General features: G+C 72.3%; 19 protein-coding genes. 11 read left to right on the top strand and 8 right to left on the bottom strand.

What is annotated here, in order from left to right; genetic code table 11:
• Positions 1–4: 4 nt before the first annotated feature.
• A complete protein-coding gene (locus tag ACFZDK_RS07920; protein ID WP_390970855.1) occupies positions 5–979 on the bottom strand; it encodes a methyltransferase domain-containing protein in 975 nt (324 codons plus the stop codon).
• A gap of 153 nt (positions 980–1,132) precedes the next feature.
• On the opposite strand from ACFZDK_RS07920, the gene cobT reads away from it, so the two are divergent.
• From cobT to ACFZDK_RS07905, 3 genes are all read left to right on the top strand, one after another.
• Positions 1,133–2,212, top strand: a complete 1,080-nt coding sequence (cobT, locus tag ACFZDK_RS07915) for a nicotinate-nucleotide--dimethylbenzimidazole phosphoribosyltransferase (protein ID WP_390970853.1) — start codon at positions 1,133–1,135, stop codon at positions 2,210–2,212.
• A gap of 303 nt (positions 2,213–2,515) precedes the next feature.
• Positions 2,516–4,297, top strand: a complete 1,782-nt coding sequence (locus tag ACFZDK_RS07910) for a phosphatidylglycerol lysyltransferase domain-containing protein (RefSeq protein WP_390970851.1) — start codon at positions 2,516–2,518, stop codon at positions 4,295–4,297.
• Between the two features lie 49 nt (positions 4,298–4,346).
• Positions 4,347–5,084, top strand: coding sequence for a hypothetical protein (locus ACFZDK_RS07905; RefSeq protein ID WP_390970850.1), 738 nt, complete (start codon positions 4,347–4,349; stop codon positions 5,082–5,084).
• Here the strand turns inward: ACFZDK_RS07905 and ACFZDK_RS07900 are convergent.
• Positions 5,021–5,788 carry a hypothetical protein gene (locus ACFZDK_RS07900; protein WP_390970848.1) on the bottom strand — a complete coding sequence of 256 codons (768 nt, stop codon included), beginning with the start codon at positions 5,786–5,788 and terminating at the stop codon, positions 5,021–5,023. The two genes, ACFZDK_RS07905 and ACFZDK_RS07900, sit on opposite strands and share 64 nt — an antisense overlap.
• Positions 5,789–5,895: 107 nt before the next feature.
• Between ACFZDK_RS07900 and ACFZDK_RS07895 the strand changes: the two genes are divergently transcribed.
• Positions 5,896–6,687, top strand: a complete 792-nt coding sequence (locus ACFZDK_RS07895; RefSeq protein WP_390970846.1) for an adenosylcobinamide-GDP ribazoletransferase — start codon at positions 5,896–5,898, stop codon at positions 6,685–6,687.
• Positions 6,688–6,693: 6 nt separating this feature from the next.
• Here the strand turns inward: ACFZDK_RS07895 and ACFZDK_RS07890 are convergent, their stop codons facing one another.
• The 5 genes from ACFZDK_RS07890 to ACFZDK_RS07870 all read right to left on the bottom strand — a co-directional run bounded on the left by ACFZDK_RS07890 (position 6,694) and on the right by ACFZDK_RS07870 (position 13,324).
• A complete protein-coding gene (locus ACFZDK_RS07890) occupies positions 6,694–7,476 on the bottom strand; it encodes an endo alpha-1,4 polygalactosaminidase (RefSeq protein WP_390970844.1) in 783 nt (260 codons plus the stop codon).
• Complete coding sequence (locus ACFZDK_RS07885) at positions 7,473–8,117, bottom strand: spherulation-specific family 4 protein (RefSeq protein WP_390970842.1); 645 nt, start codon at positions 8,115–8,117, stop codon at positions 7,473–7,475. Before ACFZDK_RS07885 ends, ACFZDK_RS07890 begins: the two co-directional genes overlap by 4 nt.
• A complete protein-coding gene (locus ACFZDK_RS07880) occupies positions 8,114–9,622 on the bottom strand; it encodes a hypothetical protein (protein ID WP_390970840.1) in 1,509 nt (502 codons plus the stop codon). The genes ACFZDK_RS07885 and ACFZDK_RS07880 overlap by 4 nt, the downstream gene beginning before the upstream one ends.
• The gene (gene pelF / locus ACFZDK_RS07875) at positions 9,619–11,139 is read right to left on the bottom strand and encodes a GT4 family glycosyltransferase PelF (RefSeq protein ID WP_390970838.1); all 1,521 of its coding nucleotides are present in this window, start codon (positions 11,137–11,139) and stop codon (positions 9,619–9,621) included. Before pelF ends, ACFZDK_RS07880 begins: the two co-directional genes overlap by 4 nt.
• A 148-nt stretch (positions 11,140–11,287) precedes the next feature.
• Complete coding sequence (locus tag ACFZDK_RS07870) at positions 11,288–13,324, bottom strand: hypothetical protein (RefSeq protein ID WP_390970836.1); 2,037 nt, start codon at positions 13,322–13,324, stop codon at positions 11,288–11,290.
• Between the two features lie 352 nt (positions 13,325–13,676).
• On the opposite strand from ACFZDK_RS07870, the gene ACFZDK_RS07865 reads away from it, so the two are divergent.
• The 7 genes from ACFZDK_RS07865 to ACFZDK_RS07835 all read left to right on the top strand — a co-directional run bounded on the left by ACFZDK_RS07865 (position 13,677) and on the right by ACFZDK_RS07835 (position 24,544).
• Complete coding sequence (locus tag ACFZDK_RS07865; RefSeq protein WP_390970834.1) at positions 13,677–15,227, top strand: leucyl aminopeptidase; 1,551 nt, start codon at positions 13,677–13,679, stop codon at positions 15,225–15,227.
• 367 nt (positions 15,228–15,594) lie between these two features.
• A complete protein-coding gene (gene lpdA / locus ACFZDK_RS07860) occupies positions 15,595–16,983 on the top strand; it encodes a dihydrolipoyl dehydrogenase (protein WP_355726858.1) in 1,389 nt (462 codons plus the stop codon).
• A gap of 60 nt (positions 16,984–17,043) precedes the next feature.
• Positions 17,044–18,867 carry a 2-oxoglutarate dehydrogenase, E2 component, dihydrolipoamide succinyltransferase gene (gene sucB, locus ACFZDK_RS07855; protein WP_390970832.1) on the top strand — a complete coding sequence of 608 codons (1,824 nt, stop codon included), beginning with the start codon at positions 17,044–17,046 and terminating at the stop codon, positions 18,865–18,867.
• 159 nt (positions 18,868–19,026) lie between these two features.
• Positions 19,027–19,650: an FCD domain-containing protein gene (locus ACFZDK_RS07850; RefSeq protein ID WP_390970830.1), complete on the top strand. Its 624-nt coding sequence runs from the start codon at positions 19,027–19,029 to the stop codon at positions 19,648–19,650.
• A gap of 502 nt (positions 19,651–20,152) precedes the next feature.
• Positions 20,153–22,855, top strand: coding sequence for a pyruvate dehydrogenase (acetyl-transferring), homodimeric type (gene aceE / locus ACFZDK_RS07845; RefSeq protein WP_390970828.1), 2,703 nt, complete (start codon positions 20,153–20,155; stop codon positions 22,853–22,855).
• Positions 22,856–22,979: 124 nt separating this feature from the next.
• Complete coding sequence (locus ACFZDK_RS07840; protein ID WP_390970826.1) at positions 22,980–23,969, top strand: WYL domain-containing protein; 990 nt, start codon at positions 22,980–22,982, stop codon at positions 23,967–23,969.
• A gap of 56 nt (positions 23,970–24,025) precedes the next feature.
• Entirely contained in the window at positions 24,026–24,544 is a 519-nt protein-coding gene (locus tag ACFZDK_RS07835) for a DUF4240 domain-containing protein (RefSeq protein WP_390971589.1), read from the top strand.
• 3 nt (positions 24,545–24,547) lie between these two features.
• On the opposite strand, the gene ACFZDK_RS07830 is transcribed toward ACFZDK_RS07835, so the two are convergent.
• The gene (locus ACFZDK_RS07830) at positions 24,548–24,796 is read right to left on the bottom strand and encodes a hypothetical protein (protein WP_359225974.1); all 249 of its coding nucleotides are present in this window, start codon (positions 24,794–24,796) and stop codon (positions 24,548–24,550) included.
• Positions 24,797–24,948 lie beyond the last annotated feature (152 nt).

The raw sequence follows: 24,948 nt of genomic DNA, 5'->3' as shown, positions 1-24,948 counted from the left end.
TCCCTCAGCGTCCCTTTCTCGCGATGATCCGGTAGGTGTTCGAGAAGCGGGTGCGGCGCAGGACGGGGGCCAGGGCGTGGTCGACCGCCGCCACCGTCGCCACCAGCGGGGCCGTCGCCCGCGGCCACCGCTTCGGCAGGAGCCGGCCGAGCATCAGGGCGACCGCAGCCGAGAGGTCGTACGGCAGGTGCGGGGCCCGGTGGTCGGTGGTCAGGATCTCGCAGCCCTGGGACTCCAGTTCCGCCCGGAGGTTGGCCGGTGGCAGCAGGTGCAGCTGGCGCGGCTGGCCGTGCGGGAACCACCACTTGCCCAGCAGCCGGGCGAACGGGCTGCGCGGGTCGGGGGTCTCGACGAGCAGGAGGCCGCCGGGGCGCAGCGCGGTGAGGGCGGCGCGGAGTTCGGCACGGGGGTCGGGGGCGTGTTCCAGGTGGTGGAACATGCTGACGACGTCGTAGCGGGCGCGCAGCCGGGTCAGGACCTCCGGGGTGGTCAGATGGCCGAGGTGGGCCTCCTCGATCCGGCCCGTTGCCTGGGCCCGCACGATGCGCAGGGTCGGGTCGAGCCCGTCGAAGGCCGTGTAGGGCAGCAGTTGCTTCGCCGTGTGCGGGAAGTGGCCGTGGCCGGTGCCGATGTCCAGCCAGCTTTCCGGCTCCGGCAGTGCCCTGGTGGCACGGACGGCGGCGCGGTGCCGGCGGCGGCCGGCGCGGGTGGTGTGGCCGCGTTCGGCGTGGTCCGCCAGCCGGCCCTCGTAGAAGTCCCGGTGGTAGAGGCCGAAGCCCTCCCAGGTCAGCCGGGGATTCTGGAAGGTGTGCGCGCAGTCCCGGCACTCGTCGAGGGCGAAGGTGCCGGGGCGGTGGTGGAGGAGATCGGGGGTGCGCAGCCGGGTGCGCAGGCGTCTGGAGCCGCACCAGGGGCAGTCCTGGCGGCGCGCCTCGTGGAACCGGTCGGTGCCCGGGCGGAGTTCGGGTCTGGGCGGCATGGGCGGCTCCCTGTGCTCCCTGTACGCATCCCTGTACGCAATCCACTGCAAACCGGAACGTATGGGATACCGATCTTGCCTGCCAAGACGCCGTGCGGGTGTGGTGGCGATCTGGCACCGAACCGTTCGTTCCGTGCCGGTACTGTTCGGCGAATGAGCTCGCTTAATCTCGACGACTTCACCGATCTGATCGAGCGCCCCGACGGCGGTGTACGCCGGGACGCCGAGGCGCGCCGGGAGCGGCTGGTCGTGCCGCCCGGGGCGCTGGGCCGCCTCGACGACCTGGGTGAGTGGCTGGCCGCCGCGCAGGGTTCCGTACCGGTACGGCCGGTGGAACGGCCGCGGGTCCTGCTCTTCGCCGGCGACCACGGCGTCGCCGAACTGGGCGTCTCCGCGCGGCCCGCGGGCAGTGCCGAGCTGCTGGTGCGGGCGGTCCTGGAGGGCGCCAGCCCGGTGGCGGTGCTCGCCCGGCGGCTCGGGGTGCCCGTGCGGATCGTGGACATGGCGCTGGACTGCGACCCTGACGCGCTGCCCGAGGAGGTCGTCCGGCACCGGGTGCGGCGGGGCAGTGGCCGGATCGACATCGAGGACGCGCTGACGGCGGAGGAGGCCGAGGCGGCCTTCCGGGCGGGCGTCGGGCTGGCCGACGAGGAGGCCGACTCGGGGACGGACCTGGTGGTGCTCGGCGACGTCAGCGTCGGCGGGACCACGGCGGCGTCCGTGCTGGTCGCCGCGTTGTGCGGGACGGACGCGTCCGTGGTGACCGGGCGGGGCGGGCTCGCCATCGACGACCTCGCGTGGATGCGGAAGTGTGCGGCGATCCGGGACGCGTTGCGGCGGGCGCGGCCCGTGCTCGGGGACCAGTTGCAGTTGCTGGCGGCGGTCGGCGGGGCCGACCTCACGGCGATGACCGGGTTCCTGCTGCAGGCCGCCGTGCGGAAGCTGCCCGTGGTACTGGACGGGGTCGTGGTGGCCGCGTGCGCGCTGGTCGCCCAGCGGATCGCGTTCCGGGCACCCGACTGGTGGCTGGCCGGCCACGACAGCGGCGAACCGGGCCAGGCGAAGGCGCTGGACCGGATGGCCCTGGAACCGCTGCTGCAGCAGGGCGTGACCGTGGGCGAGGGCGCGGGCGCCCTGCTGGCCCTGCCCCTGGTACAGGCCGCGGCGGCCCTGGCAGCAGAACTGCCCGAGAAGCCGGAGAAGCCGGAATCCGAGGAGAAGCCGGAGGAGTAGGGACCCCGGTGGGTCACGGCCGGGACGGCACCGCCGGATTGCGCCGTCCCGGTTGATCGCCGTCGCGGCGGACAGAAGAGACCGGCGGAACGGAGGGACCGGCCAACCGGGAAGCCCGCACGGAAGGGAGAGCGGCGGGCGAAGAGACCGGCGGGCGGGGAGTCCCTTGGAGAGGACCGGCGGAACGGGGAGGGCGGGAAGCCGGGGTTGAGGGCGTGGGAGTTGGGGGTTCTTGGGTGGTGTCGGCGGAATCGGGTGAGTGTGGCGGGGTTCGTCGTGAGGGCGCCCATATGATCGCTCTCCATGGGAGATGCCCGAATTGCCGTTGAGGGGTGCGATGGTCGTGAGCGGGGGCGGTGGGGCGTCGGGGTTTCCCAGCGGGCCGCCGGGTTTGCCGTGTGGTACTTGCGGGGTGTCGCCTTCGTCAACTTCCTCAGTGCGGTGTGGGTGTCGTTGGGGCAGGACGTGCGGCGGCACAACCAGGAGAACTTCTTCACGCCGTACCTGCTGACCGCCGGCTTCGCCTCCGGTGTGTTCACCGCGTTCCTCGCGATCACGATGCGACGGCGGAAGCGGGCCGCGTGGATCCTGAACCTCGTGCTGAGCGGGCTCTTCCTCGCGCTGTTCGCGTTCGCCATGGCGTTCCCGGAGATCCGGCGGTACCCGCAGAACTGGATCTCGATCGTGCTGACCGCCGCCTTCGTGGGGGCGCTGCTCGTCGGGCGGCGGGAGTTCTACGCGAAGGGCGACCGGTCCAATCCGCGGCTCGCCGCGACCGTCGCCGTCGGCGGCGGACTGGCCGCCTCGCTGCTCGCCGCCCTGCTCGTCACCGTCACCGACCAGGCCCCGCACGCCGCGCGTTCGACGTTCCTGGAGCGCTGGCACTACGGCACCCTGCGCCTGGTGTCGGTCGCCGCCGACCCCTCCCGGTTCCCGTACATCGCCCCGCCCACCTGGGTGAACGTCGTCATCAACGTGCTCAGCACGCTCCTCGTGCTCGCCGTCTTCTACGCCGCCTTCCGCTCCCGTCGCGCCGTCGACCCGCTCACCGAGGACGACGAGAAGCGGCTGCGGGCGCTGCTGGAGCGGCACGGGGAGCGGGACTCGCTCGGGTACTTCGCGCTGCGGCGGGAGAAGAGCGTGGTGTGGTCGCCGACCGGGAAGGCGGCGGTGGCCTACCGGGTGCTGGGCGGGGTGTCGCTGGCCTCCGGGGACCCGATCGGGGATCCGGAGGCCTGGCCGGGCGCGATCGTGCCGTGGCTGGGCGAGGCGCGGGCGCACGGGTGGATCCCGGCGGTGACGGGGGCGAGCGAGGAAGCCGGGACGGTGTACGCGCGGCACGGGCTGGACGCCCTGGAGCTCGGTGACGAGGCGATCGTCGAGGTCGCCGAGTTCACGCTGGAGGGACGGGCCATGCGGACCGTCCGGCAGGCCCACAACCGGGTGAAGCGGGCCGGGTACGCGGTGCGGATCCGCCGGCACGAGGACATCCCGGCGGACGAGATGTCGTACCTGGTCCGGCGCGCCGACGACTGGCGGGACGGGGCCACCGAGCGCGGGTTCAGCATGGCGCTGGGGCGGCTCGGGGACGGCCGGGACGGGCAGTGCGTGATGCTGGAGTGCACGGACGGGGCGGGTGAGCTGCGGGCGCTGCTGTCCTTCGTGCCGTGGGGGCCGGGCGGGCTGTCGCTCGATCTGATGCGGCGGGACCGGGACTCCGACAACGGGCTGATGGAGTTCATGGTCATCGAGCTGCTGCGGCGCGCCGAAGAGATCCGGATCACGCAGGTTTCGCTCAACTTCGCCATGTTCCGGTCGGTCTTCGAACGTGGTGCGCGTCTCGGCGCGGGGCCGGTGCTGCGGCTGTGGAGATCCCTGCTGAGCTTCTTCTCCCGGTGGTGGCAGATCGAGTCCCTGTACCGGGCGAACGCCAAGTACCGGCCCATCTGGGAGCCCCGGTTCCTGCTCTTCGAGAAGAGCGCGGACCTGCCGCGCATCGGCCTGGCGTCGGCGCGCGCGGAGGGGTTCCTGGGGGTTCCGGGGCTGCCGAGATGGGTGAACCGCAAGCACCTCGACACGCGATGAGGCACGCGGGGCAACCGGCCGCGCGACACGCACAGATGAGGACCCCCGTATGAAGCCGCTCGCCCGCTGGGCCCGCGCCGAGTGGGGGCTGCTGTACGCCACGGTGCGCGGCCCGCTGGCGAAGCGGCGGCTGCGGACGGTGCCGATGACGGTGGCGGCGGTGGGTCTGACCGCGCTGCTGCAGTTCGCCCAGAACCAGTCGTGGGGTTTCCGGTTGGTGCAGGACCTCGGGGCGGTGCGCGCCGAGGACCCGCTCTGGCAGGCCCTGCTGCGCACTCCCCTGTCGCTGTTCGTGCCGGCGCTGGATCTGCCGGTGTGGGGCGCGCTGGCGCAGATCCTGGTGGTGTTCGGCATCGCCGAGGTGTGCCTGGGCTGGTGGCGGACGCTGGCCATCGCCTACGTGGCGACCCTCGCCGGGACGCTGTACGCCCGGCTCGGCATCGCGCTCGGCCCGCACGGCCCGCTGGGTCTGCCCGCCTCGGACGCGCTGGTGGTGGACACCGGTCCGTCGGCCGCCGTGGTCGGTCTCGCGGTGTATCTGGGCTGGCGCTACGGCGCGTACACCACCGCGGGCGTGGTGGCGGCCGCGATGGTGGTCGAGGTCGCGGTGAAGGAGAACCTCGCCGGCAAGGAACATCTCGCGGCGATCGCGGGCGTGGCGGCGCTGTGCGCGGCGGCGGTGGCGCTACGACGGCTGCGGCAGCGGCGGAGCCGCCGCGGGGGTCAGCGGCGGCCGGGCAGCCGGACCGGCTCGGGGCGGTCGGGCTTGCCGCCGATCCAGTCCTGAAGGGTCCGGCTGAGCCGGGACCAGCGGCGGTCGTGGTGGTAGGCACGCAGTCCGGCTCTGGCCCGGGCGCGCGGCCGGTCGCGGTAGAAGCGGCGGGACCAGGCGGAGCCGGGGCGGGCCAGCCGGACCGCGCCGACGATCCCGACCAGCGGGACGATCACGCCGAAGATCGCGGTGCGGGTCTTGCCCTTGCTCAGGGCGACGAGCGAGAAGAGGAAGTTCGCCCCGATGTTCGCGATGGCGGTGCCGCGGTCCTGGAGTTCGTCGGCGGACAGGTCGTTGACGCCGAACGGGGAGAACCCGGCGAGCAGCAGTCCGACCAGCGCGGCGGTGATGACGACGGCCTCGACGCTCTTGCGGCCGTCCTCGGTCCAGTAGACGTCGTTGAGGTGCAGGATCAGCGCGAACTCGTCGAGGACGAGTCCGGCGCCGATCCCGAAGACGATCGCGGCGAGGGCCGCGCCGGGGCCGTGGCGGCCGCTGCCGACCGCGCCGAACCCGCCGACGACGATCAGGACGACCCCGGGGACCACGTGGTGGATGTGCAGCCCGCCCGCCTTCACATTGCCGAACGGGCCCTTTCCGGCGCGGATCAGGCGGGTGATGGTCCGGGTGATCACGAAGGTCAGGACGAAGGCGGTCAGGGCGAGCAGCAGGGGGAGTTTGCCCGGCTCGATGATGTTCCGTTCCAGCCAATGTCCCATGTGCGAACTTTATCCCCGGCCGTGGTACGGCCCGAAGTCCGGCCTGTAGCACGGCCGGAAGCCCGGCCGGGGCAAGCGCCTTCCTGACCACCGGGTAACCTGCGCCGGTGGCTGCGACACCTGCGACTCCCTGGCTTGACGGCCTCCGCTTCGCCTTCGGCACCCTCACCGTCTTCCCCGTGAAGGTCACCCGCTGGGACCGTGACGCGGCCCGCGGCGGCATGCTGTCCGCCCCGCTGGCCGGCCTCGCCGTCGGGCTCTGCGCGGGTGCGGCCGGCGCGCTGCTGCTCCTGGCCGGCGCGAGTGCGTTGCTGGCCGCGGTGGCCGCCGTCGCCGTACCGGCCGTGCTCACCCGGGGGCTGCACCTGGACGGCCTCGCCGACACGGCCGACGGCCTGGGCAGCGGCAAGCCCGCCGAGGACGCCCTGCGGATCATGAAGCAGTCGGACATCGGGCCGTTCGGCGTGATCACCCTGGTGTTCGTGCTGCTCGCCCAGGTGGCCGCGCTGGCCCAGGCGTACGGGGACGGGTGGCAGCAGGGGGCGCTCGCCGCCGTCGTCGCCGCCATGGTGGCCCGGCTGGCGCTGACCCTGGCCGCCGTGGACGGGGTGCCCGCCGCCCGGCCCGAGGGGCTGGGGGCGGCGGTGGCGGGGGTGGTGCCGAAGGTGGGCGCGTCGGTGGTCACGGTCGCCGTGATGGTGGCGGCGGCGGGCGCCGGGGCACTGGTGGGGTCGGCCTACAGCCTGCCGGCTCTGTTCGCGGTGGTGGGCGCGGAGATGGTGACCGACGGGTTGCTACGGCACTGCAGGCGGCGCTTCGGCGGGGTGACCGGGGATGTCTTCGGGGCGCTCGCGGAGACGGCCGCGACGACCGCCCTGGTCGTCCTCTGCGTGACGTGACCGGCCTCAGCAGGTCTTCCGCCACACCCCCAGTTCGTACTTCTTCTCCAGCGAGCTGAGCCCCAACTTCCGTGACTGCGCGCAGAACTTGCTCGTCGGCAGCTCGTACTCCACGTGGAAGACCGCCTTGTCCGCCTTGACGAAGGGCACCAGGTCCGCGCACTCGCCGTACTGGGCGCACTGCTCGTTCACCGCGAAGTCGAAGTCCCCCACCAACTGCGGTATCTGGTCCAGGTCGTTCTTCAGGCCCACCGCCATGCCCCGGTCGTGGGCAAGGCGCGCGATGAGCCGGTTGTAGCGGAGCTGGTCGGCCGCCTTGAGGGGGAAGCCGGTGCGGTTCTTGTAGCCGTCCATGTTGTCGGGCTCCACCGCGTCGAAGCCCTTCTCCCTGCACATGTCGAGGCGGGCCGCCATCAAGGGCTTCAGTACGTCGGTGCGGCGGATGTCGAGCCAGCGCTCGCCCTCCCAGCCGTTGCCGCGCCCCAGCACCGACTTGGGGAACTTCTTCGCGTCGGGTCGCCAGTCCTCGTAGGCGCCGGTGGAGAGGTAGCAGATGACCTTGCGGCCGGCGTCGTGCAGCTTGCCGACGGTCGCCCTGGACTGGTCGAAGCCGTCGATGTCGTAGACCGACGCCTTGACGGAGGTGTCGACACGGCCGCTGAGCTGCCACTGCCAGCTGACCCCGGGTCTCGGCTGCCAGCGCCCGGCGTCGTCCGAGGCCCGGGTGCAGCCGGCGAGCAGGGCCGGCAGGACGAGCAGGGCCGACAGGAATACGGGGCGGGGTTTCACCGGGCGGGCTCCAGGGTGTGCGGCAGGGTACCCCAGGGATGATCTCCCACTCCGGGGACCGCGCAGTACACCGAGGCCCCGCGCTCCCGGCAGAGCGCCGCCGGGTCCGCGTCCGCCGGGACGCCGTAGACCAGATGGCATGCCTGCGCTCCGGGCGGGGGCGGGGCGAAGGCCGTACGGCGGTACGCCGGCCACGGGCCCTCGAAGGTGACCAGGACGTCGGCGATCGCCGCGTACGAGGGGTCGGGCGGGGTGCCGTGGTTGAGGACCAGCGTGGTGTGGCCGGTGAACCGGGCGGCGGAGGCGAGACGGCGGTAGTGGGCGAACTCCTCCGGGCGGGAGGAGACCTGGTCGAGGAAGACGCCGTCCGTGCCGTACCAGTCACGGTGTCGGGTGAGGTCGCGGACGACGTCGGCGTGCGGGCGGCGGGCGTAGTCGGTGTCCGTGTACCCGAGCACCCGCACCCCTGACTCCCGGAGCCTGGCGGCGACTTCGGCGAACGCCGGGTCGGGGCGTTCGCCGGGGCCGCTGGCCGGGTTGAGGACGACCCCGCGCAGGCGGGGCGCGGCCGCGACGATCGCGTCCCACTCGGCGGGGCGGACGGCGGGATGCTCGTAGTACGGGACCAGCAGGGTGCTCATCGGTGGGCGGTCGCCCTCCCCGTCCGGGCGCGGACCAGGGCGGTCTGGGCCACGGCGGCGGCGCCGAGGACGGCCACGGCGATCCGGTGCGGGTCCGCGGTGTGGGTCAGCAGGGCGAGGGTCTGGGCGAGCGCGGCCACGCAGCACACCGCCGCGGCGGCGAGGACGGCGCCGAAGGACTGGAGCAGCAGGCCGGTCCAGAGGACCGCGCCGAGGAGCAGGAGTCCGGCCAGGCGGACGGGGGTGAGGTCCGGCGCGTGCGGCCAGAGGGCGGCGAGGGTGAGGGCCAGGGCGAGGAGGGTGGCCAGGTAGCCGGTCAGGCAGGCGGCGAGGGTGCCGGCCGTGGCGCGCCGGAAGGCCGCGGCCGTGCCGGTGGTGCGGAGGGCGGTGAGGGCGCGGCTGCGGAAGCGGTACAGGAGCCATTCGGCCGGGCCCATGCTGAGGGTGAGGGCGACGGTGGGGTGGGGTTGGCCGGTGAGGAGGTCGGTGAGGGCGGCGTGGACGACGAGAATGCCGGTGGCGAGGCCGAAGAGGGCGTAGGGGAGGGAGTTGATCAGTTGGGGTTCGTTGGAGGGGGCTGTTGGTCGGGTGCGGCGCCGTGGGGGCTGGTCGCGCCCACGCGGCGGCAGCCGCCTGTCAGACACAGCCCCGCGCCCCTTACGGGGCGCTACGGCCGGGGCCACTTCGACGAAGGCGAGGGTGGCCACCGCGGTCAGTGAGGTCAGCAGAAGGGTCAGGCTCGCCGGTTCGGGGACCGGGTGGACGAGCGCCACCAGCGCGCCCGCCGTCATCGGCGACAGAGCGGCCAGCAACGCTCGTTCGCGGCCCATCACCAGGAGGACGCTCGATGCGCCCAGGTAGCAGGACTGGGCTGCGGCGAAGGCGGTGGCTGTGGGGGTGTCGGACACGGCGAGGGCGGCCAGGGTGCCGAGGAGGGCGCCGGTGGGGGTGCCGAGGAGGAGGGCTCGGCGGGCCGCGGTGCGGTCGCCGAGACCCAGCCAGGTGTAGGCGCGGTGGGCGAGGCCCTGGTTCCAGGTCCAGCCGCAGAGGGCGCCGGTCAGGAGGGTGAGGGTGCCGGTGGGGAGGCCCAGGGGGTCGGGTGGGCCGGCCAGGAGGGGGGCGCCGAGGACGTAGGCGAGGCCCGGGAGGGCGAAGAGGATGCCGCGGAGGAGGCAGGGCAGCAGGGCGGTGCGCCAGGGGTCGTGGGGCGGGGTGTCCGGTTCGGGATGGCGGCGTGGTACGCGGTCGTAGAGCTTCTCGGCGAGGGCGAAGGAGTCGGAGACGCCGTGGCGTTCGCGTATCTGGGCGTCGGACAGGCCGTCGGACTCCAGTAGGGCGGCTATCTCGTCCGGGTGGACGGCCGCCGCGACGAAGTCGTCGATGGACCGGGCGAGTTCGTCGGTCGGGTCGGACTCGGCCCAGCTGGGCGCGGTCCGTTGGCGGGGGATGCCGGGCAGGGTGGTGCCGGGGGCCGCCTCCGGGGGCAGCGAGACGCTTCCGCTCACCAGTCGGTCCCTTCCGTGGCGACCGCCGCGTACCAGGGGTCGCGCAGTTCGGCGGTCCAGTCGGCGACCGTCTCGAGGGCCGGTTCGTAGGTCGCGGAGCGGTCGGCCAGTTCCTGGTAGATCGTGCGGAAGTTGTCGACCGAGCGCTTGAGCGTGAAGCGGTCGATGACCCGCTGCCGGGACAACTCCCCCAGCTTCCACCGCCGTTCGTCATCCTTGAGGAGGGCCAGGGCGGCGGCCGCCATCTTCTCCGGTTCGCGCGGGGGCACCACCAGGCCGGTGTCGCCGACCGCCTCGCGGACCCCGCCGACGTCCGTCGAGACCGTCGTACGGCCGCAGGACATGGCCTCGATGAGGGAGAACGGGAAGCCCTCGGAGATGGACGACAGCATCACGACGTGACCGGCCGCGTAGGCCTTCCAGACCTCGCTGATCCGGCCCTCGAAGGTGAGGCCGTCGGTGACGCCGAGTTCGGCGGCGAGCTTCTCCAGGCGGGTGCGGTAGTCCTCGCCGCCGGGCGGCACCGGGCCGAACAACCTCAGTTTGGTCTCCGGGAGTTCGGCGCGGACCCCGGCGTACGCGCGGAGCAGCGTTTCGAGGTCCTTGATCGGGTCGACGCGGCCGCACCAGGTGAGGGTGGGGACCTCGGGTTCCGGGCCCGCGTGCGGGAAGGCGTGCGGGTCGACGCCGTTGTAGACCGTGCGGATCCGGTCCGGGTCGGCGCCGCCGCGCTCCTCCCAGCGGCGGTTGTACCGGTTGCAGGGGGTGATGAGGTCGGCGGCCCGGTAGCCGTAGGAGTTCAGCTCGCGGTAGAAGCCGAGCATGAAGGCCTTGACCGGCCAGCGTTGGGCGTCGCGGCGGTAGCCGAGGTAGCGCTCGCGGAGGTAGATGCCGTGCTCGGTGAGGAGGAACGGTACGCCGTCGAGGTGGTGGGCGGCGAGCGCGGGCAGGGTGGCCAGACCGCTGCTGACCGCGTGCGCCACGGAATCGGCCGGGACACGGGTGCCGAGCGGACGCAGGGCGTGTTCGAGGAGGTCGGTGGCGGTCAGCGCGTCGTGCACGGTGGGGTGGGCGGCGGCGGTCGGCAGATGCGGCATCGTCCAGATCCACATCAGCGAGCGGAGGGCCGACTCCGTGCGCAGGGCCGCCGGGAGGCTTCCGTCGCGGGCCAGCCGGGCCAGTGCCATCAGGGACTCGCCGAAGTCGGCGGGTGCGGCCGGGTCGAGGAAGGACAGCAGGAAACGCTCGTAGGCGTCGACGAAGTGGCGGCGGGCCCGGCCGTAGGGGGCCCGGGCGCGGCCGGGGCGCGGGCCCCAGGTCGGTACGGAGGTGTGCCGGCGGACGTTGGGCGGCAGCTCCCAGGTCACGGGTTCGCGGCCGGTGCCGGTGAGCGAGACGAGGTGGAAGTCGACGTCCGGCATGCCCTTGACGAGTTGGTCGCACCAGGTACTGACGCCGCCGTGGACGTGCGGATAGGTGCCTTCGGTGAGCATGGTGACACGAGTATGCGGGCGCATGCTGCGCGGTTCCCCCCTGCTGGTGCATGCGGATGGTGTGCGGGAACTGCGGGCCGACCCCGAGCGGGTGCGTGGGGGCCGGTCGCGCAGTTCCTCCCCCAGCCTTCGGCCGGGGGTACCCCCAGCGCCCCTTTCGGGGCGCTGCTGCTTACGGCAGCTTGAGCGTGACCGCCGACTGCAGGGCGCCGGGCGCGGTCCAGGCCTGGCGTTCGCCGGCGTAGGCCGTGCCGAAGGTCGAGGTGCCGAGCAGTTGCTGCTGTTTGGTGCCCTCCGGTGCCGTCACCGGGATCTGGGTGCCGGAGGGGGCCGAGATGGTCACCGTCTTGCCGATCCGGTAGGCGGTGACCTTGCCGGCGTCCAGGGCCGCCTGCCACTTGGCGCGGTTCTGGAGTTCGGCGCCGATCGCGCTCTCGCGGAGGTTCACGACCGGGGTGTTGTCGGCGAAGATCGCCTGGTAGTCGGCGAGCACGCGGTCCATGACCGGGTACAGGATCCGGTCCTCGGCCAGGTTGGACTGGTGCGCGTAGTGCGGGCGGGGGTCGTTGGCCAGGACGTGCCCGAGGTCGGTGTGGGCCTCCTGCGGGACGATGGTGGCGTCGTAGCCGGAGGCCGTGTCCAGCGGTGCGGACAGGCAGGTGGAGGTCGCGTTGTTCTCACAGATCCCGCTGCCGCCGTCGGCCTTGGACGTGTAGATCCAGTTGTACTCGTCGGCCATCTCGGGCTTGGTGCCGACGTTGTAGTACACGTTCATCGGGTAGCGCGGCACGGTGAGGGTGCCGCTGCCGACGGAACGCTGGTCCGGCTCGCGGGAGTTGTCCGAACCGGTCCACTTCACGCCGTTGGAGGCGAGGGCCGACGCCAGGTTCGGGTTGTCGTCGGGCTGCTGGGGCAGGGTCTTCAGGCCCGAGTGCTCGCCGGTGACCAGCTCGGTGCGGTCCACCGGGAGGCCCTTCTGGACCGCCCAGTCGTAGTTGTCGCGGATCTGGGCCGAGATGTCGGCAGCCGACACGTACTTGGTCGAGCCGTCCGCGTTGCGGGCGCAGCTCCACGGCACGGTGGAGGTGTCCTGGACGCAGCCGAGGAACAGGTGGGTGTAGGTGTGGTTCACCCAGCGGTACTTGGCCTTGTCGGCGAGCAACTGGTCGGTGAGCGAGTCCTTGCCGCCGTTCTCGCTCTTCCACTCTTCGCCGGAGCCCGCGTTGAACACCATGTCCAGGGTGAAGCCGTGCTGTTGCTGCCACTGGGCGGCGTACTGCGCGTCGGCCGCGGTCATCCGGATCGGGGTGGTGGTGTCCTGGCCGTCGCCGCCGGCGCAGTCGATGTCGCCGGGGGTGCAGTTGCGGGCGGTGTCCCAGCGGGCGTCGGGGGCGAACACGTCGTCGACGTGCACGGCGAAGTAGTTGCGGGCCTGCCCCAGGTGCACGCCCTGGGTGAGCCATTCGACGATGCCCCGGGCCAGCACCCGGAACTGCTGCTGGTACTGGTTGTAGGCGAAGGTCAGCACCAGTTCGCGGCGGCCGTCGTGGGCGTACTCGCCGAGCAGGCTGCCGGTGCCCGTGCCGCCCAGCACCGGGACGTCGACATAGCTGGTGAAGCCGGTGCGGGGCGTGGCGACGTAGCCGTAACTCTCCTGCACGGACGGGGAGTTGTCCTCGAAGGCGACCGTGCCGTCGAGGTAGCCGAAGGCGGCCGACCGGCCGGCGGTGGTGACGGTCGCCGTCTTCCCGTCGAGCGTGCCGGAGTAGGCGCCGTAGTCGAGGCCGACCTCGGGGTGCGCCCAGGTGTAGGCGTCGACCTGCGGGATGCCGTACGTCTTCTCGTACGTCTCCAGGGCCGTCTGTTCGGCCGAACCCGCCCCGAAGGGAGCCTCGTTGGGCAGCACCACGCCCTGGAACCTCGCGCGGGGCGTGCCGTTCACCGTGTCGCCGAGGAACGCGGCGGTGACCGCCGGGCGGCCGGAGTCGTTGAGGTCGACGGTCGTGTACGGGATGCCCTCGCTCCTCAGCTGGGCCGTGATGGCCGCGACTGGGCTGTCCCCGTTGTCGACGACCAGCACCCTGAGGTCGATGCGGGGTGTGGCGGTGGCGGCGGAAGCGCCGGGAGCGGCCACGCCGAGCGTGGTCAGTCCTGCGGCGGCGGTTATGGCGATGGCCGTGGTTCTCCATCGGAGCGCGGTGTGCGCCAAGGCGGGTCCCTCCCCCAGAAGATCCCGGCGCGCCCTGATATAGGGCGGATCAGAGCGGGATCGGTGGACATCATGCGAAGCGACGGGCAAGTCGCCCGCTGGATCCCGACGAGTGTGTCCCAGGTGACCCCTGGGGAGGGGCGGGAAGTGGCGACGACGCCACCCCCAGGTGAACGCCCGCAGGAATGAGCGAACGCATACACACGCGTAGGCTCGTCCCGGGTGTTCGCCGACAGGGTGAAGGCCCCGGTCGCAACGCGCCCCGCGAAAGCTTCTAGGGTCGCTTCCCGGGCCCGGTCGACCCACCCACTCGGCCACAGCAACTCAACATCGGAAGCGAGATTCCACCACCGTGACTGCTCTCACTCTCAGCACCTCAGCGGCGCCCGGCCTCCGGGCCGACGCGATCGTGATCGGTGTCGCCAAGGGCACAGGTTCCAAGTCTGGGGACCTGCTCGTAGCGCCGGGCGCGGAGGCCGTGGACGAGGCCTACGACGGCAAGCTCGCCCGCGTCCTGGAGACCCTCGGTGCCTCGGGTGCCGAGGGCGAACTGACGAAGCTGCCCTCCCCGGCCGGCTTCAAGGCCCCGCTCGTCATCGCGGTGGGCCTGGGCGCCGCGCCCGGCAAGGACGCCGAGTACACCGCCGAGGCGCTGCGCCGGGCGGCCGGTGTCGCCGCCCGCGCGCTGAACGGGGCGAAGAAGGCGGCCTTCGCGCTGCCGGTCGAGGACGCGGCCGCCGTGGGCGCGATCGGCGAGGGCGTGCTGCTCGGCGCGTACTCCTTCGACACGTACAAGGAGAACGGCCGTCAGGCCGCGGGCGCCGCCAAGGCCAAGAACGGCAAGGCGCCGCTCGCCGAGGCCGCGCTGCTCGGCGGCAAGCCGCGGGACGCGGCCCACAAGGCGGCCGTGGCCCGCGCCACCGCCGTCTCCGAGGAGCTCAACCGCGCCCGTGACCTGATCAACACCCCGCCGAACGACCTCACGCCGGCCGCGTTCGCCGCGATCGTGCAGGGCGCGGGCAAGGAGCACGGCTTCAAGGTGCAGGTGCTCGACGACAAGGCGCTCGCCAAGGACGGCTACGGCGGCATCCTCGGCGTCGGCGGCGGCTCGGCCGCGACCCCGCGGCTGGTGAAGCTGTCGTACACGCACCCCGAGGCGGAGAAGCACCTCGCCTACGTCGGCAAGGGCATCACCTACGACTCGGGCGGCATCTCCCTCAAGCCGGCCGGCCACAACGAGACGATGAAGTGCGACATGAGCGGGGCGGCCGCGGTCTTCGCCGCCGTCGTCTCGGCGGCACGGCTCGGTCTCCAGGTCAACGTGACCGGGTGGCTGGCGCTGGCCGAGAACATGCCGTCCGGGTCCGCCGTGCGGCCGGGTGACGTGCTGCGCATGTACAGCGGCAAGACGGTCGAGGTGCTGAACACGGACGCGGAGGGGCGGCTGGTCCTGGCCGACGCGCTGTGGGCGGCGTCGGCGGAGCAGCCGGACGCGATCGTGGACGTGGCGACGCTGACCGGGGCGATGATGCTGGCGCTGGGCAGCCGGACGTTCGGGGTCATGGCCAACGACGACGCGTTCCGCTCCACGGTGCACGAGGCGGCGGAGGAGGTCGGCGAGCCGGCGTGGCCGATGCCGCTGCCGGAGCACCTGCGCAAGGGGATGGAGTCCTCGACCGCCGACATCGCCAACATGGGCGAGCGGATGGGCGGCGGCCTGGTCGCCGGGCTCTTCCTGCGCGAGTTCGTGGGCGAGGGGATCACCTGGGCGCACCTCGACATCGCCGGTCCTGCCTTCAACGAGGGCGGGCCGTTCGGGTACACGCCGAAGGGCGGGACGGGGTCGGCGGTGCGGACGCTGGTGCGGCTGGCGGAGCTGACGGCCGAGGGTGACCTGGGCTGATGTTGCCGACGGGACCTCGCGCGCGGGTAGGGCGGGGTCCCGTCGCCTCTTGGCTCGGTCCATTCCGTCATAGGGCGACTGCGGGCCGTGGGGGTTTCTCGCGCCCGCGCGGCGGAGCCGCATATCGATACAGCCCCGCGCCCCTGAGGGGGACCACGTGCCCCTTCTCACACGTGAGCGTGTGGTGTCTCACACCCCGGCCCCGCGTCTCGTTCACCTCCGACAAGTGCGAAGATGGGGCTCGGCAGGACAGGGCCCCACCCACAGGGCCGAAGAAGAGCGGCCGGACACCAGCCGACCGACCGGTCAACCACCCGTATGGGGAAAAGGTGCCCGGCGTACGGCGCACATGCATGGAGGACGTGACGTGGCGAACGACGCCAGCACCGTTTTCGACCTAGTGATCCTCGGCGGTGGTAGTGGCGGTTACGCCGCGGCCCTGCGCGGGGCGCAGCTGGGCCTGGACGTCGCCCTGATCGAGAAGGACAAGGTCGGCGGTACCTGCCTGCACCGGGGTTGCATCCCCACCAAGGCCCTGCTGCACGCGGGCGAGATCGCCGACCAGGCCCGCGAGAGCGAGCAGTTCGGCGTCAAGGCCACCTTCGAGGGCATCGACGTCCCCGCCGTCCACAAGTACAAGGACGGTGTCATCTCCGGCCTGTACAAGGGTCTGCAGGGTCTCATCGCCTCGCGCAAGGTGACGTACATCGAGGGCACGGGGCGGCTCTCCTCCCCGACCTCCGTCGACGTGAACGGCCAGCGCATCCAGGGCCGCCACGTCCTGCTGGCGACCGGCTCCGTGCCGAAGTCGCTGCCCGGTCTGGAGATCGACGGCAACCGCATCATCTCCTCCGACCACGCCCTCGTCCTGGACCGCGTGCCGAAGTCCGCGATCATCCTGGGCGGCGGTGTCATCGGCGTCGAGTTCGCCTCCGCGTGGAAGTCCTTCGGTGCCGACGTCACCGTCGTCGAGGGCCTCAAGCACCTCGTCCCGGTCGAGGACGAGAACTCCTCCAAGCTTCTTGAGCGAGCGTTCCGCAAGCGCGGCATCAAGTTCAACCTGGGCACCTTCTTCTCGAAGGCCGAGTACACCGCCGACGGCGTCAAGGTCACCCTCGCCGACGGCAAGGAGTTCGAGGCCGAGGTCCTGCTGGTCGCGGTGGGCCGCGGGCCCGTCTCCGCCGGTCTCGGCTACGAGGAGCAGGGTGTCGCCATGGACCGGGGCTACGTCCTGGTCGACGAGTACATGCGGACCAACGTCCCGACCATCTCCGCCGTCGGCGACCTGGTCCCGACGCTCCAGCTCGCGCACGTCGGCTTCGCCGAGGGCATCCTGGTGGCGGAGCGCCTGGCCGGTCTGAAGGCCGTCCCGATCGACTACGACGGCGTGCCGCGGGTGACGTACTGCCACCCCGAGGTCGCCTCCGTCGGCATCACCGAGGCCAAGGCCAAGGAGATCTACGGTGCGGACAAGGTCGTCGCTCTGAAGTACAACTTGGCGGGCAACGGCAAGAGCAAGATCCTCAACACCTCCGGCGAGATCAAGCTCGTCCAGGTGAAGGACGGTGCCGTGGTCGGCGTCCATATGGTCGGCGACCGCATGGGCGAGCAGGTCGGCGAGGCCCAGCTGATCTACAACTGGGAGGCGCTGCCCGCCGAGGTCGCCCAGCTCATCCACGCTCACCCGACGCAGAACGAGGCGCTCGGCGAGGCCCACCTGGCCCTGGCCGGCAAGCCCCTGCACTCGCACGACTGACCCTCGGTCGACACAAGCGACGACTCAGACTTCCGCAATTCGTAAGGAGCAACCGAAACCATGGCGGTTTCCGTAACCCTTCCGGCGCTCGGCGAGAGCGTCACCGAGGGCACTGTCACGCGCTGGCTGAAGGCCGAGGGCGAGCGCGTCGAGGCCGACGAGCCGCTGCTCGAGGTGTCGACCGACAAGGTCGACACCGAGATCCCGGCCCCCGCCGCGGGCATCCTGGCCTCGATCAAGGTCGCCGAGGACGAGACGGTCGAGGTCGGCGCCGAGCTGGCCATCATCGACGACGGCACCGGTGCCCCGGCTGCCGCTCCGGCCCCGGTCGCCGAGCCCGTCGCCGCGCCGGCTCCGGCCGCCCCGGCCCCCGCGCCGGTCGCCGAGGCCCCCGCCCCCGCCCCGGCCCCCGCCGCCGCTGCCCCCGCCGCTCCGTCCGGTGGCGCGTCCGGCACGGACGTGGTCCTGCCCGCGCTCGGTGAGTCCGTCACCGAGGGCACCGTCACCCGCTGGCTGAAGCAGGTCGGCGAGGAGGTCGCGGAGGACGAGCCCCTGCTCGAGGTCTCCACCGACAAGGTCGACACCGAGATCCCGGCGCCGGTCGCCGGTGTCCTGCTGGAGATCGTGGTCGGCGAGGACGAGACGGCCGAGGTCGGCGCCAAGCTCGCCGTCATCGGCGCCCCGGGTGCCGCTCCGGCGGCTGCCCCGGCCCCGGCCGCTCCGGCCCCGGCGCCCGTCGCCGCTGCCCCGGTCGCGCCCGCCCCGGCAGCTCCGGCTCCCGCGCCCGCCGCCCCGGCCCCGGCTCCGGCCGCCCCGGCGCCCGCCCCGGCCCCCGCGCCGGTCGCCGCCGCTCCGGCTCCGGCCGCCCCGGCCCCGGCCCCCGCGCCGGTGGCCGCCGCCCCCGTCACCCCGGCCCCGGCTCCGGCCGCTCCGGTCGACGAGGGTGCCTACGTCACCCCGCTGGTGCGCAAGCTCGCCGCCGAGAACGGCGTCGACCTGGGCGCCGTCAAGGGCACCGGCGTCGGCGGCCGGATCCGCAAGCAGGACGTGCTCGCCGCCGCCGAGGCCGCGAAGGCCGCCGCCGCCGCTCCGGCTCCCGCCGCTGCTGTGACTGCCGGGGGCCCCGCCGCTGCCAAGAAGGCCCCGGCGCTGGAGGTCTCCCCCCTCCGTGGCCAGACCGTCAAGATGCCCCGCATCCGCAAGGTCATCGGCGACAACATGGTCAAGGCGCTGCACGAGCAGGCGCAGCTGTCCTCGGTCGTCGAGGTGGACGTGACCCGTCTGATGCGCCTGCGCGCCCAGGCCAAGGACTCGTTCGCGGCCCGCGAGGGCGTCAAGCTCTCCCCGATGCCGTTCTTCGTGAAGGCGGCGGCCCAGGCGCTGAAGGCCCACCCGGCCGTCAACGCCCGGATCAACGTGGAAGAGGGCACGATCACCTACTTCGACACCGAGAACGTCGGTATCGCGGTGGACTCGGAGAAGGGCCTGATGACCCCGGTCATCAAGCACGCGGGCGACCTCAACATCGCCGGTATCGCCAAGGCCACGGCCGACCTGGCCGGCAAGGTCCGCGCCAACAAGATCACCCCGGACGAGCTGTCCGGCGCGACCTTCACCATCTCCAACACCGGCTCGCGCGGCGCGCTGTTCGACACGATCATCGTGCCGCCGAACCAGGTCGCGATCCTCGGCATCGGTGCCACGGTCAAGCGTCCGGCCGTCATCGAGACGGAGGAGGGCACGGTCATCGGCGTCCGCGACATGACGTACCTGACCCTGTCCTACGACCACCGCCTGGTGGACGGCGCCGACGCGGCCCGCTACCTGACGGCCGTGAAGGCGATCCTGGAGGCCGGCGAGTTCGAGGTCGAGCTCGGTCTGTAGGCCTCGGCAGGTCCCCCACGGTGCCCCGCCCGGAGTTCCTCCGGGCGGGGCACCGTCGTGTAAGTCTCGTCTCACCTGCACGAAAGCGCCCCCGTGCGCCTCTCCCGCAAGGCGGTCCGGCCTTATTGTCTAAACGTCAAACGCCCTTAAGGAGCTCCCATGACCGCGCCCGTCGTCCACTCGCTGCGCGAACAGATCCGCGAGCACATCGTGGAGGGAATCGTCAGCGGGCGCTGGAAGCCGGGCGAGCGGATCGTGGAGCGGCGGATCGCCACGGAGCTGGAGGTCAGCCAGACGCCGGTGCGGGAGGCGCTGCGGGAGCTGGAGTCCCTCCGGCTGATCGAGTCCGCGCCGAACAAGGGCGTGCGGGTGCGGAACCTGACGGCGGCGGACCTGGAGGAGAGCTACCCGGTGCGGGCCGGTCTGGAGGCGATCGCGGCGGAGCTGGCGGCGGAGCAGCTGGCGGAGGACTGCTCGGCGCTCGAACCGCACGTGGCGGCGCTCTACGAGGCCGACCGGAACGCCGACGGCACGGCGCAGGTCCGCCACACGGTCGGCTTCCACCGGGAGCTGGTCCGGGCGGCCGGCAACTCGGTCCTCCTGCACACCTGGGAGGGCCTGGGCATCGAGGTCTTCACGGCCCTGTCCATCCGCTGGCTGGGCACGGTCCAGCAGTCGTACGCGGAGGAGCACCAGGAACTGGTCGCCGCCTTCCAGCGCCGCGACCCGCGCATCGCCGACATCGTGAAGTCCCACGTCCTGGGCTGCGCCCCGAGGCCGTGAGCCGCGGGGGTTACGGCGGGCCGGGCACCGCCGAAGACCGCCATCGCGGCTGAGCGCCAGAGGCGCTGGAGGTACCCCCGGCCGAAGGCTGGGGGAGGAACCGGGCGGCCAGCCACGACGACGTGGCACCAGGTCGGCAACCGCCACCCGCAACCGCAACCTCGGCACCGCCGAAAACGCCGTCCCGGCTGAGCGCCGGCGCGGCGGACAAGACATGGCGTCGAGCCCCTCCCACACAAGAGCGCTCCCCCGCTCACACGCCGCCCCACCTGCGGAAACCCCCGTCTGGAGCGTCACCCGGTGCCATCGCCGAAGGCACCCCGTGCCGACTTTCTCGGAATCGAGAAGTTTTGCCCTTGAAACCTTTGATCGATCATCGATCAGGGAGTTAGAGTCGCCGACGGGCTCGCACCCGGGCCCTCTGCCCTGTCCTGCCAAAGACCAAGGGCACCCCGAACCCTTACCGATGAGGGAACCCCCTTCGACTGAGGAAGGCGGCGACATGACCGACCCCCAGGCCATCCAGCCGAGCGCGCTCGACCAGCTCCCCGACCGGGACCCTGAGGAGACCGCCGAATGGCAGGCCTCACTGGACGCCGTGGCCAGGGAGGCCGGGCCGCACCGCGCCGCGTACCTGATGCGCCGCACGCTGGAGCGCGCCGAGGCGGACGGCATCGCGCTGCCGAAACTGCTGGAGACCGACTACGTCAACACCATCCCCACCGCCGCCGAGGCCGCCGTGCCGGGCGACGAGGAGATGGAGCGGAAGATCACCGCGTGGAACCGCTGGAACGCGGCCGCGATGGTCACCCGGGGCTCGAAACACGGCGTCGGCGGCCACATCGCCACCTTCGCCTCCGCCGCCTGGCTGTACGAGACCGGCTTCAACCACTTCTTCAAGGGCAAGGAGGGGGACGGCAGCGGTGACCAGCTCTACATCCAGGGCCACGCCTCCCCCGGCATCTACGCCCGCGCCTTCCTCGACGGCCGGCTGACCGAGGCGCACCTCGACAACTTCCGCCAGGAGGCCGGCGGCAACGGCCTCCCGTCGTACCCGCACCCCCGCCGCCTGCCCTGGCTGTGGGAGTTCCCGACGGTGAGCATGGGCCTCGGCCCGCTCTCGGCCATCTACCAGGCCCGCTTCAACCGCTACCTGACCGCCCGCGGCATCAAGGACGTCTCGCAGTCCCACGTCTGGGCGTTCCTCGGCGACGGCGAGATGGACGAGCCCGAGTCGACGGCGGCGCTCGCACTCGCCTCCCGTGAGGGCCTCGACAACCTCACCTTCGTCATCAACTGCAACCTGCAGCGCCTCGACGGCCCGGTCCGCGCCAACTTCAAGATCGTGCAGGAGCTGGAGGCCCAGTTCCGCGGCGCGGGGTGGAACGTCGTCAAGACGCTGTGGGGTACCGCGTGGGACGAGCTGTTCCAGCTCGACACCACCGGTGCGCTGGTACGACGGCTGCGCGAGGTACCGGACGCGCAGGTGCAGACGTACCAGACCCGCGACGCCGCCTACATCCGCGCCGACTTCTTCGGCAAGGACCCGGCGCTCGCCGAGATGGCGAAGCTGCTGAGCGACGACAAGATCCTCGAGTGCTTCCACCTCTCGCGCGGTGGTCACGAGGCGCGCAAGGTGTACGCCGCCTACAAGGCCGCCGTCGAGTTCAAGGGCGCGCCGACCGTGATCCTGGCCCAGACGGTCAAGGGCCACACCCTCGGCGAGGGCTTCGCGTCGAAGAACGCCAACCACCAGATGAAGAAGCTGACGGTGGACGAGTTCAAGACGATGCGGGAGCTGCTGGAGCTGCCGATCCCGGACAGCGCCTTCGTCGACGGGGTCGTGCCCTACGGCCACCCCGGCGCCGACTCCCCCGAGGTCCGCTACCTCCAGGAGCGCCGCGCCGCCCTCGGCGGTCCGGCCCCCGCCCGCCGTACGCACGCCCTGGCCCCGCTGCCCGCTCCCGCCGACAAGGCCTTCGCCTCCTTCGACAAGGGCTCCGGCTCGCAGAACGTGGCGACGACCATGGCCTTCGTCCGGCTCGTCAAGGACCTGGTCCGGGACAAGGAGACCGGGAAGCGCTGGGTGCCGATCGTCCCCGACGAGGCGCGCACCTTCGGCATGGAGAGCCTCTTCCCCTCGCTGGGCATCTACTCGCCCAAGGGGCAGACGTACGAGCCGGTCGACCGTGACCAGCTGATGTACTACAAGGAGGCCAAGAACGGCCAGATCCTCAACGAGGGGATCACCGAGGCCGGTTCGATGGCCGACTTCATCGCCGCGTCCACCGCGTACGCGACGCACGGCGAGGCGATGATCCCGTTCTACATCTTCTACTCGATGTTCGGCTGGCAGCGGACCGCCGACCAGATGTGGCAGCTCGGCGACCAGCTCGGCCGCGGCTTCCTCGTCGGCGCGACCGCCGGCCGTACCACCCTGACGGGCGAGGGCCTCCAGCACGCCGACGGCCACTCCCCGGTGATCGCCGCGACCAACCCGGCGGCGCTGTCGTACGACCCGGCCTTCGCCTACGAGATCGCAACGATCGTCAAGGACGGTCTGCGCCGGATGTACGGCGAGCCGGCCCCCGGTGAGGACCCGAACGTCTTCTACTACCTGACCGTCTACAACGAGCCGCTCCCGCAGCCCGCGAAGCCGGCCGGGCTCGGTATCGACGAGGGCATCGTCAAGGGTCTGTACCGCTTCAACACGGCGGAGTCCGCGGGCGTGACCGTCCCGGCCAACGCCCCGCGCATCCAGCTGCTCGGCTCCGGTACGGCGATCCACTGGACGCTGAAGGCGCAGCGGCTGCTCGCCGAGGAGTGGGGCGTGGCGGCCGACGTCTGGTCGGCGACCTCCTGGACGGAGCTGCGCCGGGACGCGCTGGAGGCCGACGCGGCCCTGCTGCGCGGCGAGGAGCGGGTGCCGTACGTCCGTCAGGCGCTGCAGGGTGCCGAGGGCCCGGTGCTGGCCGTCTCCGACTACATGCGCCAGGTCCCGGACCAGATCGCGCAGTGGGTCGAGCAGGACTGGTCCTCGCTGGGCGCCGACGGCTTCGGTCTCTCCGACACCCGTGAGGCGGCCCGCCGCCACTTCGGCGTGGACGCGGAGTCCGTCGTCGTGGCAGCCCTGGCGCAGCTGGCCAGGCGCGGCGAGGTCAAGGCCACGGCGGTGAAGGAAGCCCGGGAGAAGTACGGGCTGTAGGAAAGCCGACGTCATCACGGCAGCGCGGTCCGGACTCCCGGGCCGCGCTGTCGTGGTTGCTCACCGCTTCCTGCCGAACCGCTCGCGGCCGACGCTGTCGGTGCGCCCCGGCATCATGAGACGTATGCGCGCCGCCCGACTCATCAAGATGGTGCTCCTCCTGCAGTCCCGGTCCGCCATGACCGCCGCCGAGCTGGCCGGTGAGCTGGAGGTGTCGGAGCGGACGGTGATGCGGGATGCGCAGGCGCTGTCGGAGGCGGGCGTTCCGGTGTACGCGGACCGGGGGCGCGGGGGCGGCTACCGGCTGGTCGGCGGGTACCGGACGCGGCTGACGGGGCTGGGCCGGAACGAGGCCGAGGCGCTGTTCCTGAGCGGGGTGCCGGGCGCCCTGCGGGAGATGGGTCTGGAGGACGCGGCCAGTGCGGCCCGGCTGAAGGTGTCCGCCGCGCTGCTGCCGTCGTTGCGGGACGCTTCGCGGACGGCTTCCCAGCGCTTCCACCTGGACGCGCCGAACTGGTTCACCGAGCCGGAGACCCCGGCGCTGCTGCCCGACGTGGCCGACGCGGTGTGGGACGACCGGCGGGTCGTCGCACGCTACCGGCGCGGGGAGTCGGAGGTGCGGCGGGAGCTGGAGCCGTACGGGCTCGTGCTGAAGGCCGGGGTCTGGTACCTGTGCGCGCGGGTCACGGAGAGCGACTCCTACCGGGTGTACCGGATCGACCGGTTCACCTCCGTGGAGGCCGGCGAGGAGCGGTTCGGGCGGGACGAGGAGTTCGACCTGCCGGGGTTCTGGAACCGGCGGGCGGAGCAGTTCGCGCGCTCGCTCCTGCACGCCGAGGTGGTGGTGCGGCTGTCGGCGGTCGGCGTGCGCAGGCTGCCGTACGCCGTCGATCCGGTCGCCGCCCGGCAGGCGCTCGCGGGCGCCGGTGCCCCGGACGCGCACGGGTGGGTGACGGTGACCCTGCCGGTGGAGAACGAGGAGGTCGCGCACGGCCAGCTGACCGCGCTCGGCCCGGAGGCCGAGGTGCTGGCGCCGCCCCGGCTGCGGGCGCGCTTCGCGGCGGACGCGGTCTGGCTGGCGGAGCTCTACGCGCGGCAGGGCGACGGCGGATAACAATCCGCACCACTCCGCGTGCGGCCCCGGCGCCCAGGCACGATGCTGGACCCGTGATGGACGAGACGGAGTTCTGGGAGCTGGTCGACGCCACCCGTGAGGCCGCCGAGGGGGACCCGGAGGACCAGGCCGACCTGCTCGTGGAACGGCTGCTCCAGATGGAGCCGGACCTGGTGCTGGACTTCGCCCGTCACTTCGAGGCCCGCTACAACCGCGCCTACCGCTGGGACCTGTGGGGCGCCGCCTGGGTGCTGCTGGACGGGGCCAGTGACGACGCGTTCGACTTCTTCCGGTGCTGGCTGATCGGCCAGGGCCGGGACGTCTTCGAGGGCGCCGTGCACGATCCGGACACCCTCGCGGAGTTGCTGGACGACTTCGACGAGGAGATCGACGGCGACGGCGAGGAGCTGGGGTACGCGGCGGACGAGGCGTACGAGCAGCTCACCGGGACCGTGGCCCCGGACCTGGGCATCGCCCCCGCGCCCTCCGAACCGGAGGGCACCCCGGTCGACTTCGAGAACGAGCGGGCGCTCGCCGAGCGGTTCCCCCGGCTCTGGGACCGCTTCAAGGAGTGAGCGTCAGGCGGCCGTACGGCGGCGGGTGGCGTCCGACGGGATGTACGCCTGCGTCTGCTCGGCCTTGACCGCGTGGTGCATCGGCGCCGCGTTGGCCTGGTCGAGGGCGGACGCGGTGACCGCGGCCGGGCCGAGGACGACCGTCGCGACCGCGCAGACCACCGCCCAGGGTCCCCGGGACGACCTGACCCGGCCGGCCTTCTCCGTGCCCTGCGTGGTCTCCGTACGGGCTTCGGTACGACTGCTGTTCATGATCCCCACCTCCAGTCGACTGCTGATGTCCTTGACTGTAGGACGCGGGGATCTGAACGACCTGCGTGCCGCCTATGGCGTTCCTTTGACATCCTCCCCCTGCTGGAAGCAGGAGGATTCCAACTCCGAGGAGTTGAGGTTCACGGACGCTC

The organism is Streptomyces sp. NPDC007901 (assembly GCF_042959465.1).
Classification (GTDB): Bacteria; Actinomycetota; Actinomycetes; order Streptomycetales; family Streptomycetaceae; genus Streptomyces.
This window is presented reverse-complemented; position numbering and strand designations above follow the sequence as displayed.

Bases quoted from the DNA above. Each gene is read 5' to 3' on its own strand.
- sucB (WP_390970832.1), top strand. From the start codon at position 17,044: ATGGCGGTTTCCGTAACCCTTCCGGCGCTCGGCGAGAGCGTCACCGAG.
- ACFZDK_RS07830 (WP_359225974.1), bottom strand. From the start codon at position 24,796: ATGAACAGCAGTCGTACCGAAGCCCGTACGGAGACCACGCAGGGCACG.
- ACFZDK_RS07900 (WP_390970848.1), bottom strand. From the start codon at position 5,788: ATGGGACATTGGCTGGAACGGAACATCATCGAGCCGGGCAAACTCCCC.
- ACFZDK_RS07905 (WP_390970850.1), top strand. From the start codon at position 4,347: ATGAAGCCGCTCGCCCGCTGGGCCCGCGCCGAGTGGGGGCTGCTGTAC.
- pelF (WP_390970838.1), bottom strand. From the start codon at position 11,139: ATGCGCCCGCATACTCGTGTCACCATGCTCACCGAAGGCACCTATCCG.
- ACFZDK_RS07920 (WP_390970855.1), bottom strand. From the start codon at position 979: ATGCCGCCCAGACCCGAACTCCGCCCGGGCACCGACCGGTTCCACGAG.
- ACFZDK_RS07850 (WP_390970830.1), top strand. From the start codon at position 19,027: ATGACCGCGCCCGTCGTCCACTCGCTGCGCGAACAGATCCGCGAGCAC.
- aceE (WP_390970828.1), top strand. From the start codon at position 20,153: ATGACCGACCCCCAGGCCATCCAGCCGAGCGCGCTCGACCAGCTCCCC.
- ACFZDK_RS07910 (WP_390970851.1), top strand. From the start codon at position 2,516: ATGGGAGATGCCCGAATTGCCGTTGAGGGGTGCGATGGTCGTGAGCGG.
- ACFZDK_RS07885 (WP_390970842.1), bottom strand. From the start codon at position 8,117: ATGAGCACCCTGCTGGTCCCGTACTACGAGCATCCCGCCGTCCGCCCC.
- ACFZDK_RS07840 (WP_390970826.1), top strand. From the start codon at position 22,980: ATGCGCGCCGCCCGACTCATCAAGATGGTGCTCCTCCTGCAGTCCCGG.
- cobT (WP_390970853.1), top strand. From the start codon at position 1,133: ATGAGCTCGCTTAATCTCGACGACTTCACCGATCTGATCGAGCGCCCC.
- ACFZDK_RS07835 (WP_390971589.1), top strand. From the start codon at position 24,026: ATGGACGAGACGGAGTTCTGGGAGCTGGTCGACGCCACCCGTGAGGCC.